Source organism: Pseudomonas sp. 22189, assembly GCF_052045635.1.
GTDB classification, from domain to species: Bacteria; Pseudomonadota; Gammaproteobacteria; order Pseudomonadales; family Pseudomonadaceae; genus Aquipseudomonas; species Aquipseudomonas parakoreensis.
This window is the reverse complement of sequence record NZ_JBQEPG010000018.1, coordinates 36,109-48,204: the sequence shown is the minus strand read 5'-3', so window position 1 is coordinate 48,204 and position 12,096 is coordinate 36,109. Positions and strand designations below refer to the sequence as shown.

Annotated in this window: 7 protein-coding genes and 1 riboswitch; of the genes, 6 read left to right on the top strand and 1 reads right to left on the bottom strand. The window is 61.7% G+C overall.

What is annotated here, in order from left to right:
- Positions 1 to 669 precede the first annotated feature (669 nt).
- A riboswitch (cobalamin riboswitch) is annotated at positions 670 to 882 on the top strand.
- A 98-nt stretch (positions 883 to 980) separates the two neighbouring features.
- The 6 genes from cobW (at position 981) to ACTJKS_RS19385 (ending at position 11,467) form a co-directional block, all read left to right on the top strand.
- Positions 981 to 2,051, top strand: a complete 1,071-nt coding sequence (gene cobW, locus ACTJKS_RS19410) for a cobalamin biosynthesis protein CobW (protein WP_108182845.1) — start codon at positions 981 to 983, stop codon at positions 2,049 to 2,051.
- A gap of 3 nt (positions 2,052 to 2,054) precedes the next feature.
- Positions 2,055 to 5,903, top strand: coding sequence for a cobaltochelatase subunit CobN (gene cobN, locus ACTJKS_RS19405; protein ID WP_262947921.1), 3,849 nt, complete (start codon positions 2,055 to 2,057; stop codon positions 5,901 to 5,903).
- Positions 5,904 to 6,067: 164 nt separating this feature from the next.
- Positions 6,068 to 7,066, top strand: a complete 999-nt coding sequence (locus ACTJKS_RS19400; protein WP_108182843.1) for an ATP-binding protein — start codon at positions 6,068 to 6,070, stop codon at positions 7,064 to 7,066.
- Entirely contained in the window at positions 6,994 to 7,725 is a 732-nt protein-coding gene (locus ACTJKS_RS19395; protein ID WP_262947920.1) for a vWA domain-containing protein, read from the top strand. Before ACTJKS_RS19400 ends, ACTJKS_RS19395 begins: the two co-directional genes overlap by 73 nt.
- Before the next feature lie 156 nt (positions 7,726 to 7,881).
- A complete protein-coding gene (locus ACTJKS_RS19390; RefSeq protein ID WP_108182841.1) occupies positions 7,882 to 9,528 on the top strand; it encodes a phospholipase D-like domain-containing protein in 1,647 nt (548 codons plus the stop codon).
- Between the two features lie 379 nt (positions 9,529 to 9,907).
- Positions 9,908 to 11,467, top strand: a complete 1,560-nt coding sequence (locus tag ACTJKS_RS19385; protein ID WP_108182840.1) for a TerC family protein — start codon at positions 9,908 to 9,910, stop codon at positions 11,465 to 11,467.
- A gap of 166 nt (positions 11,468 to 11,633) precedes the next feature.
- On the opposite strand, the gene ACTJKS_RS19380 is transcribed toward ACTJKS_RS19385, so the two are convergent.
- Positions 11,634 to 12,062 (bottom strand): thioredoxin family protein, encoded by a 429-nt coding sequence (locus tag ACTJKS_RS19380; protein ID WP_262947918.1) that lies wholly within the window; start codon positions 12,060 to 12,062, stop codon positions 11,634 to 11,636.
- Between the last annotated feature and the right edge of the window lie 34 nt (positions 12,063 to 12,096).

The window sequence follows — 12,096 nt, the reverse complement described above, 5'->3', positions numbered from 1 at the left end:
CCGGATAAATCCCTCCACTCAGCCTGCCGACGGGCCTTGAGATCAAAAGCTTTACTCGAGCTAACGCTCATCGTGTTGAGTGGGGCGGCTTCGCCGCATGGGGTGTGCACGAATTAAATTGTGGGAGCTGGCTTGCCAGCGATGGCGGCCTGACAGCCGACCAAATTCCTAACTGAATACACCCAATCCCTGTAGGAACTGCCGAAGGCTGTGATCTTTTGATCTGGCTTTGGCTTTGGCTTTGGCTTTGGCTTTTGATCTTCAGCCCCTTCGGCAGGCCGAGCGAAGGTGTCCATCCGGGGGTAGGCGCGCAGCGCCATGCGGCGAAGCCGCATACATCGAGAGGAGGTGCAGCGAAGCAAACCGTAGGCGATGCCCCCGGATGGACACCGTAGGGAGGGAACACTGAGCCTCAGCGAAGTGCCGTACGCCGGGGCAAAGCCTTTTGGGTTACCTTTTCGGCGTCTGGAAAAGGTGACTCGCTGTAAGAGCGAAACCGCCAGCGGCGACACCCGCAGAAACAGATATGCCCCCAATCCAAAAAAAACCAGATCCCGTAACCCGAGGTCTGGCAAAAGTGACCCGCCGCAACGGCGAAACCGTAATCAGCAACCCCCGCAGCAACGGATATGCCCCCAATCCAAACATTGACCCATCCTCAACCCATGCGTAGCCTTGCACCTTCGAGGTTCTTCGGCCCACGCTGAAGCTAAGAAGGGAACGCGGTCAAAGCCGCGGCTGCCCCCGCAACTGTGAACGGTGAAGTTCGTTGCCACGCCACTGCCAGCTCAATCCACTGAGCCCGCGGGAAGGCGCAGCGAATGCCAGGCCCAAGGCCTGAACACCGTCAGCCAGGAGACCTGCCTCGTGACAGATTTCTCACTACAACCGGGCGGGGTGATCCGGTGGCGAATTCTTCCGCGCGCACGCTCGCAGCGGATCTCGTCCCGTATGCCCGCCACCTTGCCAAAGGGCATCCGATGAAAACACTGGCCAAACTCCCCGTCACCATCGTCACCGGTTTCCTCGGCTCGGGCAAAACCACCTTGCTGCGCCATATGCTCGACAACGCTCAGGGCCGCCGTATCGCGGTGATCGTCAACGAGTTCGGCGAGCTGGGAATCGACGGTGAGATCCTCAAACAATGCACCATCGGCTGCACCGAAGAAGAAGCCACCGGCCGCGTCTACGAACTGGCCAACGGCTGCCTGTGCTGCACAGTGCAGGAAGAGTTCTTCCCGGTGATGCGCGAACTGGTCGCCCGTCGCGGCGATCTCGATCACATTCTGATCGAGACGTCCGGTCTGGCTCTGCCAAAACCATTGGTGCAAGCCTTCCAGTGGCCGGAAATCCGCAACGCCTGCACCGTGGACGCGGTGATCACCGTGGTCGACAGCCCGGCCGTGGCCGCCGGTACCTTCGCCGCGTTCCCGGATCAGGTCGATGCCCAGCGCAAACTCGATCCGAATCTGGATCACGAATCGCCGCTGCACGAACTGTTCGCCGACCAACTGGCCAGCGCCGATCTGGTGATCCTCAACAAGGCCGATCAGACCAGCGCCGAAGATCTGGCTCGCGTTCGCGCTGAAGTCGCTGAAGAACTGCCGCCAGCGGTGAAAATCATCGAAGCCAGCAACGGTCGCCTGCCGCTGGACGTGCTGATCGGTCTCGGTGCCGGTTCCGAAGAACACATCGACAGCCGCCACAGCCATCACGATCACCACCACGACGGTGATGACGATCACGATGACCACGATCACGACGCCTTCGATTCGATCTCCATTGAACTGCCGCAAGCCGACGAAAGCCTGTTGCTCGACGCGCTGACGCAATTGGTGGTCAAGCACGGCATCCTGCGTGTGAAGGGCTTCGCGGCGATTCCGAACAAGCCGATGCGTCTGTTGATTCAAGGCGTGGGCACGCGTTTCGACAAGCACTTCGACCGCCAGTGGGGCGCTGATGAATCGCGTGTCACTCGTCTGGTGCTGATCGGCCAGAAGCTCGACGCCGCGCAACTCGAAGCGCAACTGCGCGCCGCGCTCAGCGTTTAAGCCATGCACCTGCTCAGGACCCAGCCCGGCGGTTTCGTGTCGGATGACAACATTGCCGACCTTGGACAAACCCCCGCCGAGCTGGTGATCCTGTGCAGCGGCGATTCCAGCCTGGCGCTGCTCGCCGAAGCGGCGCAGCAACTGCCTGAGGATTACCCGAGCCTGCGCCTGGCCAATCCGATGCAGGTGCAGAATCACGCCTCGGTCGATCTGTATGTCGATGAGGTGCTACGGCACGCCAAGGTCATTCTGATTTCGTTGCACGGCGGCATCGCCTATTGGCGTTACGGTGTCGAGCGTCTGGTGGAATTGTCCGAGCGCGGCGTGCAGGTGATTCTGGTACCGGGGGATGACCGTCCCGACCCGGAACTCAGCGACCTGAGCACCGTGCCCGCCGAAGATCGCGACCGTCTCTGGCAGTTTTTGCGTCAGGGCGGCATGGGCAATGCGCAGGGCTTCTTCCATTGCCTGGCCAACCGCTGGCTGTCGCGCGACTACGCCTGGGGCGAGCCGCAGGCGCTGCCGCGTACGGCGATTTACCACCCACAGAAAAACACCGCCGCACTGAGCGACTGGCAAGCCGATTGGCTGCCCGGTCAACCAGTGGCGGCGGTGTTGTTTTATCGCTCGCATTTGCAAGCGGCGAACACCGCGTTCATCGACGTGTTCTGCCAACGCTTGCAGGCGGCGGGGCTCAATCCGTTGCCGATCGCCGTCGCCAGCCTGAAAGAACCCGGCTGCCTGTCGGTGGTCGAGGACTGGCTGGATGAGGTCGAAGCTGCGGTGATCCTCAACACCACCGGCTTCGCGCAATCCAGCCCGGAAGCGCCGCACCTGCGGCCGTTCCGGCGCAATATTCCGGTGATTCAGGCGATCTGCGCCCAGGACAACGAGCCGGGCTGGCGTGACAGCGAACAGGGGCTGGGGCCACGAGATCTGGCGATGCACATTGCCTTGCCGGAACTCGACGGGCGCATCATCAGCCGGCCGATCAGCTTCAAGGATCTGGCCTGGCGCAGCGAGCGCAGTCAGTCCGACGTGGTCTGCTACCGGGCGCAACCCGAGCGCATGGATTTTGTCGCTGAACTGGCCCGACGCTGGAGCGATCTGGCGCGGTTGCCGAACGCGGAAAAACGTATTGCGCTGATCCTCGCCAACTACCCGACCCGCGATGGTCGGATTGGCAATGGCGTCGGTCTCGACACGCCGGCGGCGGCATTGAATATCCTGCGCGCGTTGCAGACCGAAGGCTTTCCGTTGACGGCTGAGTTGCCGGACAGCGGCACCGCGTTGATCCAGCAATTACTCGGCGGAGTCAGCAACGACCTCGACAGCATCGACCTGCGTCCGTGTCAGCAAAGTCTGGCGATGGACGCCTACCTGGCGATGTTCAATGCGCTGCCCGAGGCCAATCGCGCGGCCGTGCTGGAACGCTGGGGCGCGCCGCAAAACGACCCGATGTGCCGCGACGGGCGAATGATGATCGCCGGGCTGCGTTTTGGCCTGACCTTCGTCGGCATTCAGCCGGCGCGCGGTTATCAGGTCGATCCAAGTGCGGTGTATCACGACCCGGATCTGGTGCCGCCGCACGGCTATCTGGCGTTCTATTTCTGGCTGCGCAACACCTACGGTGCGCACGCGGTGATTCACGTCGGCAAGCACGGCAACCTCGAATGGCTGCCGGGCAAGGGTGTCGGCCTTTCGGAAAGTTGCTGGCCGGACGCGCTGCTCGGGCCGCTGCCGAACATCTATCCGTTTATCGTCAACGACCCGGGCGAGGGCGCGCAAGCCAAACGGCGCACGCAAGCGGTGATCATCGACCACCTGATGCCGCCGCTGACCCGCGCCGAAACCTACGGCCCGTTGCGCAATCTGGAACTGTTGGCCGACGAATATTACGAGGCACAACTGCTCGATCCGCGTCGTGCGCGAGAGTTGCAACGCGATATTCTGCAACTGGTGCGCGAGACGCAGATCGATCGCGAACTGCAACTCGACGCCGGTCTGGACAGTGACGCCGACGCCGCGATCTGGCTGCCGCGGCTGGACACCTACCTGTGTGATCTGAAGGAATCGCAGATTCGCGATGGCCTGCACATCTTTGGCGAATCGCCGACCGGACGTTTGCGCATCGATACCTTGCTGGCTTTGCTGCGCATTCCGCGTGGTGACGGCAAAGGCGCGCAGTCGAGTCTGCTGCGGGCGTTGGCCAAGGCCTTCGAGCTGGGGTTTGATCCGCTGGATTGCGCACTTGCCGACCCGTGGAACGGCCCGCGCCCGGCGGAGCTGCAAAGCGTCAGCGACGAAATCTGGCGCACCGCCGGTGACACCCGCGAACGCCTCGAACTGTTCGCCACCCACCTGATCGCCCAAGCACTGGGCAGTCCCTGTGGGAGCGAGCCTGCTCGCGAAGGCGGCGCGTCAACCAACGCATCGTTCACTGATACACCGCCTTCGCGAGCAGGCTCGCTCCCACAAGGGGCGTGTTGGGCTGAAGTGAGCGCGATCATTGAAAACCTGCGCGAAGTCATCGCCCCACGCCTCGACGCCTGCGGCCCCGCCGAAATGCGCGGTCTGCTCGACGCCCTCAACGGCCGCTTCGTCCCCGCCGGCCCAAGTGGCGCGCCCAGCCGTGGCCGTCTCGACGTGCTGCCCACCGGGCGCAACTTCTACTCGGTGGACGTGCGCAACCTGCCGACCACCACCGCGTGGCGCATCGGCTTCCAGTCCGCCACGTTGATTCTCGAGCGGCATTTGCAGGATCACGGCGATCACCTGCGTCAGCTCGGCCTGTCCGTGTGGGGCACCGCGACCATGCGCACTGGCGGCGACGACATCGCCCAGGCCATGGCGCTGATGGGCGTGCGCCCGGTGTGGGCCACCGGCAGTCAGCGCGTCGATGATTTCGAGATTCTGCCGCTCAGCCTGCTCGACCGGCCACGGGTCGACGTCACGCTGCGGGTCTCGGGTTTTTTCCGCGATGCTTTTGCCAACCTGATTCGTCTGTTCGACGCTGCCGTGCAAGCGGTGGCGGCGCTGGACGAACCGGATGACCTCAACCCGCTGGCGGCGAAGGTGCGTGCCGAGCGCGAGGCGCTGTTGCAATCGGGGCTGGATGCCGACGCGGCGCGGCGTCAGGCCGGCTGGCGGATCTTCGGCGCCAAACCCGGTGCCTATGGTGCGGGCGTACAGGGCGCGATCGACGGTCGCTTGTGGCAGAGTCGTGAGGATCTGGCCGAGGTCTACCTGAACTGGGGCGCTTACGCTTATGGTGGGGCGGATGAGGGCACCGCTGCGCGCGAACAGTTCGTCCAGCGCCTGAGCCAGGTGCAGGCGGTGTTGCAGAACCAGGACAATCGCGAGCACGACTTGCTCGATTCCAACGACTATTACCAGTTTCAGGGCGGCATGCTCGCGGCGGTGGAAACCCTGCGCGGGGAAGCGGCGGCGAGTTATCACGGCGATCACAGCCAGCCGGATCTGCCGAAAGTCCGCACCCTGAAAGAAGAACTCAATCGGGTGATCCGCTCGCGGGCGGCCAATCCGAAGTGGATCGACGGGGTCAAACGTCACGGCTATAAAGGGGCGTTTGAACTGGCGGCGACGGTCGATAACCTGTTCGCCTTCGACGCCACCACGCAACTGATCGACGATCATCAGTATGCGTTGCTGGCCGACGCCTATTTGCTCGACCCGGCAACCCGCGATTTTGTTCGTGAACACAATCCGCATGCCCTGCGCGACATGACTGAACGCATGCTGGAAGCGCAACAACGTGGGATGTGGCAGGAACCCGGCGTGTATAAAGAAGCACTGGAAAACCTGCTGCTGGATATAGAAGAAGACACCTGACATACCGCCTCACGCTGTGGGAGCGAGCCTGCTCGCGAAGGCGTCGTGTCAGACAGTATTTTTGTAGCTGGCACACCGCTTTCGCGAGCAGGCTCGCTCCCACAGGGATCAACGTGGCTCCCAACGATTTTCGAAAGATCACCGACCATGACCGAGTATTGAAGATGACCGACATCCCGCATTTCCCGCTCTCCGCCGTGGTCGGCGCCGATGACTTGAAACTCGCGCTGTACCTCACTGCCATCGACCCGAAAATCGGTGGTGTGCTGATCGAAGGCCCACGCGGAATGGCCAAGTCGACTCTGGCCCGTGGCCTCGCCGATCTGCTGGCCAGCGGTCAGTTCGTCACGTTGCCACTGGGCGCCACCGAAGAACGTCTGGTCGGCACCCTCGATCTGGATGCCGCGCTGAGTGAAGGTCGTGCGCAGTTTTCTCCCGGCGTGCTGGCCAAGGCCGACGGCGGTGTGCTGTACGTCGATGAAGTGAATCTGTTGCCCGATCATCTGGTTGATCTGCTGCTGGATGTGGCGGCCAGCGGCACCAACCTGGTCGAGCGTGATGGCATCTCGCATCGGCATTCGGCACGGTTTGTGTTGATCGGCACAATGAACCCGGAAGAGGGCGAGTTGCGCCCGCAGCTGTTGGACCGTTTTGGCCTGAACGTCGCCCTCAGCGGTCACACCGCGCCGACTGAACGCGGGCAGATCATCCGCCGCCGACTGGATTTCGACAGCGACCCGCAGGCGTTCTGCGCGCAGTGGGAAGCCGAGCAGCAAGCGCTGCGCGAACGCTGCGAACAGGCGCGCTGCGCCTTGGCGCGCATTGCGCTGGATGACGATGCTTTGGCAAGCATCACCGAGCGCTGCTTTGCCGCCGGCGTCGATGGCTTGCGTGCCGATCTGGTCTGGCTGCGGGCGGCCCGTGCGCACGCAGCATGGCGCGGCGCTGCAGCGATTGCCGAGCAGGACATCGACGCCGTGGCGGAATTTGCCCTGCGTCATCGCCGTCGTGAGTCCACTTCGCCCAGCCTTCAACCACCTGCGCAGAACCAGACCAGCACCCAGGCTGAACCAAGCGAGGGGCAGGGGCAATGGGGCGACATGCCTGCTCCGGCGCTGACGACTGGCGCACGCCGCGAAGTGCCGAGCTGGCCAAAAAAGTAACCGGCATTCGTCCCCGATCCGACGCGGGGGCGAATGCCAGACCCCGCGCCGGACGACTCGACCACGGACGCCAGGGTAAGCGCCACGCTGCGCGCAGCGGTCTGGTGAACTGGCCGGGGACGCTGCTCAACGGCCGGCCGCAAACCCGTGAGGACTTGCAGTTCCAGCTGCGCACTCGTGCTCCCCATGAGTTATGGCTGGTGATCGTCGATGCGTCGGCTTCGACGCGTCGGCATCAGGCACTGAGCGATGCCAAGGGTTTGCTCGCGCAATTGTTTGATGATGCGTATCGACAAAGGGCGCGACTGGCCTTGCTGACCGCCAGTGGCAGCGCGCCGCAATGGCAGGTGCAAGGATTGAAGGCTTCAAGTGGCTTGCGCACCTGGCTGGAGACACTGGGCGCGGGCGGCGGCACGCCATTGGTGGCGGCGTTGACGCAGGCGCAGCAATGGCTGATGCAGCGACAAAAGCGTTTTCCGGCCGAGCAGCAACGCTTGTTGCTGGTCACGGACGGACGTTTGAAAACCTTGCCACCGCTGCTGCCGCTGGAGTGTCCGGGGTTGCTGATCGACATCGAGCGGGGGCCGATCCGTCTGGCGCGGGTGCGGGAATTGGCGGCGGTGCTGAATGCGGAATATCGGCATATCGATGATGTGTGAAGTCTGAGCGGGCCTCTTCGCGAGCAAGGTTGGTGAACACCGCTTGCTCTGTGGGAGCGAGCCTGCTCGCGAAGGCATCGCCTCGGATCATGCGGGATCACCAAAAATCGCAGCGCTGCTCTATGCTCCACCCAGCCCAATCACAAGGAGTGAATCATGCGGGTACTGGTCGCCAATCCTCAGGACGATTTTCGCGTCAAAGCCTACGCCGGCACCAACGGCGTGCTGCTCGCCATGGACCTGGCTGAACCGCGACGCAAAGGCTTGCTCGGGTTTGCCATCGAAAAGCAACAGGGCGACAAACCGTGGTTGTTCCTGTTCAACAGCTTGACGTTTCCCGGCAAGGCTCACACTTTTCCCCAATATCACGCCACGCCCAGTGATAAGGCACCGCTGCAAAAATTCCGCTGGGCCGATTACGCCGTCAACCCGGGCACGACCCTGCACTATCGCGTGCACCTGGCCTACGGCACGGCGGACGCGCCGCTACTGGGCGAATCGCTGGAGCTGAGCATCACCAGTGACGACGGCCACCCGGCCAATCAGAGCGTGATCTTCAATCGCGCCGTGGCTGCCAGTCAGGCGTTTCAGCGCAAATTTCCCGACCTCGACGCACAGATCAGCGCCAACAAGAATCTGCCCATCGAAGCCTGGCCCGGCGCGGCGCGCCTGTGGCTGGAGAACGGACTGCTGGAGCGATTGCTGGGCTTCATCGAGCGGGCTGTGGACGCGCAGTGGGCGTTGGACATTGCGATCTACGAGTATCAGTTGCAGGCGATCATCGATGCCGTGAACGCGGCGTTCGCGCGGGGGGTGCAAGTGCGCGTGCTGTACCACGCCCAGCCTGATGATTCCGATACGACCCTGAACGAAGCGAACCTTGCCCAATTACCAGCGGCGAACAAGCGGGGCCGGGTCACTCACAACATTTTCCACGACAAATTCATCGTCCTCAGCCGGGTCGATGGCGTCGGTCAGCGTCAACCGCAGGCGGTGCTGTGCGGCAGCACCAATTTCACCGCCAATGGCGTGTATCGCCAGGCCAATGTGGTGCATACGCTCGACGATGTGACGATTGCCACTGCCTATCTGCAAACGTTCGATGAGGTCTGGGCCAACCCTGCTGATGTCGCAGCCACACGCAACTGGATCACCGAACACAACCCGATGGATCCTGCGCAAACGCTGTTCGCCGGGTTCTCACCACGCAGCGGTGGTGCCGACTTACGCGAGTTCGTCGAGATCATCGAAGCGGCGAAAAAGGATGTGCTGTTTGTCACGGCATTCACCTTGCCGGACGCGATTCTCAACGCGCTGCTTGGTCAGCCCCATGACGACATTCTGCGTTACGGTCTGCAGAACACCGCCAGCCGCATTACCGGGTTTCACGCCGATCGCACCGCCGAATTCGCCGCCACAGCGTTGCTTAACACCGGTCTGGAAGGCTGGCTCAAGGAAAACATGAAAGGTCAGAAGGGCAACCTGCTGGTGCACACCAAAGCGGTGGTCGTCGACTTCACCAGCGACAGGCCGACGATTATCAGCGGCAGCCACAACCTCAGCACTTCGGCCAGTAACGGCAATGATGAAAACTACCTGATCATTCGCGGCGACACCGATCTGGCTGATCGCTATGGTCTGGAATTGCTGCGGTTTTATGAGCATTACCGCTTCCGCTATTTCGCGAAAAAACTCGAGCTGAAGCAGGTGAGTCCGTTGGCGCTGGATGACAGCTGGACCAACGATTACTACGTGGCGGGGGATTTGCGGCAATTGTCGCGGTTGCGCTTTGCCGGACGATGACAGCCACTGTAGGAGCTGCCGAAGGCTGCGATCTTTTGACTTTGTTTTTTAAGGTCAAGATCAAAAGATCGCAGCCTGCGGCAGCTCCTACAGGGGGGGCAGTGGTCGTTGATACAGATTTTGAAATGATTTCGCTCTGTAGGAATTGTCGTCAGAGCCTGTACGCTCCAAGGCCATTTTTCATTCAGGATTTGCATGAACACCCTCTTGGAGCCTCCCAGTCGTACCTTCTCCTCGCGCCATGGCGCGGTCTTGACGCACTCGCAGCATCCGGTTTTCCGCCTCCCGACTATCGTTGACAACGCGGCCTCAGAGCCTTCGCGTTGCACTTTGCCGTGCCCGGCAGCCTGAATTCACTGAAGAGAGATCGAGACATTTTATGGAATGGTTAGCGGATCCCACGGCCTGGTTAGGCTTGTTGACTTTGATCGTGCTGGAGCTGGTGCTGGGTATCGACAACCTGGTGTTTATCGCGATCCTGGCGGACAAACTGCCGCCGCATCAGCGCGATCGTGCGCGGATCATCGGCCTGTCGTTGGCGCTGATCATGCGTCTGGGCCTGTTGGCGAGCATTTCCTGGCTGGTCACCCTCACGCAGCCGTTGTTCGAAGTGTTCGGCAAGAGCTTTTCCGGCCGTGACCTGATCATGCTGTTCGGTGGTGTGTTCCTGCTGTTCAAAGCCACCATGGAGCTGCACGAACGGCTTGAAGGCCACGTCGGCCAGCGCTCGACCAACGCGGCTTACGCATTGTTCTGGCCGATCGTGGCGCAGATCGTGGTGCTCGATGCGGTGTTCTCGCTGGACGCGGTCATTACCGCCGTCGGCATGGTTGATGAACTGGCGGTGATGATGATCGCGGTGATCATTTCCATCGGTTTGATGATCGTTGCGAGCAAGCCGCTGACCCGCTTCGTCAATGCGCACCCGACGGTGATCATGCTGTGTCTGGGCTTTCTGATGATGATCGGTTTCGCCCTTACGGCCGAAGGCCTGGGCTTCCACATCCCGAAAGGCTATCTGTACGCGGCCATTGGCTTCTCGATCCTGATCGAGGTGTTCAACCAGATCGCCCGGGCCCGCCGCAAACGCTCGATGCAAGGCCTGCGCCCCCTACGTGAGCGCACGGCCCATGCTGTGATGCGCTTGCTGGGCGGGCGCAAGCTGGAAGTGGAGGAGGTCGGCGAGGAAATCTCCGACCTGCTGGATGACGGCGAAGCCCCGAGTGCAGAACTGTTCGACCGTCGCGAGCGGGTGATGATCAGTGGTGTGCTGCAACTGGCCGAACGCCCGATTCGTAATCTGATGACCGTACGCGCGGACGTCGACACCATCGATCTGGCTGACGACGCCGAGACGATTCGCACAAAATTGATGCACTCGTCGTATTCACGTCTGCCGCTGATTCGCAACGGTGCTGTGGATGAACCGTTGGGCTTCGTGCACAAGAAGGAATTGCTCAAGGAGTACCTGAGCGGCATTGAGCCGAACCTGGAACATCTGGCGCGCAAGACCATCAACTTGCTCGACAGCTATTCGATCCTCAATGCGCTGGAGCAGATGCGCGCAGCGTCGACCCACATTGCTTTTGTGGTCAACGAGTTTGGCGACTTCGTCGGCGTGTTGACCATGACCGACATCCTCGAATCGATTGCCGGCGAACTGCCCGATGCCAGCGAAATAGAAGGCCCGGACGTGATCGAGGAGCAGGGCGGTTTTGTCGTCAGCGGCGCGTTGAACTTGACTCGCGTTCGCCAGCGCACCGGGTTTGGCGCCGAACCGACCGAGGACTATCAGACCTTGGCCGGGCTGGTGATGAGCCTGCTGGATCGCTTGCCGATGATCGGCGATCGGCTGCAGTACGCAGGCTGGCAAATGACCGTCAAAGCCGTTGAGGAACGACGGGTGACGCAGGTGTTGCTGGTGCGCGATTCTGCGTAAGGCAGCAGCCTTGCGCTGACGGTGCCGGTCCCTGCGCGGGCAAGCCCGCTCCCACAGTGCACGCGTCGTACACGAAATGTGTGAACAGCGTTGACCCCTGTGGGAGCGGGCTTGCCCGCGAAAGCGATGTGTCAGACGCCGTAACGATTACGGGAAATGCACTGCCTCAAATCACCCGCCGATGCGCACGCGTGATTGTGCAGAGCCTGCTCAATGTGCGGCGCAACCACGGCAGGTCATGTCGTGGTTTCTGCTGCACCACCGGTGCCCTGGTCCTGCCAATATGCCGGGCAAAGTCCGCCGCCAGTGTTTCCTCTGTGCCGATGCCCTTGAGCTTCTTCAGCAACTTGCCGTTCTTGTAGAACAGCACCGTCGGCGTGCCGGTCACCAACGGATGGCGCGGCGACTCACGGGTGTTAAGCATGTAGATATTGGCGCGATGCCGGTACGGCTCGGCAATCTGACGAAAAATCGGCCCGGCGAACTCGCAGGCAGGACAGTGTTCATTGGCGAAGTAAAGGATCACCGGGCGCCAGGTTTTCAGGGCTTTGCGGTAGACCGGAGCCAGATTGGAAATGGTATTGGCAGAACTCATTGAAAACTCCTTTTTCAACGACCTCGAAGGTTCA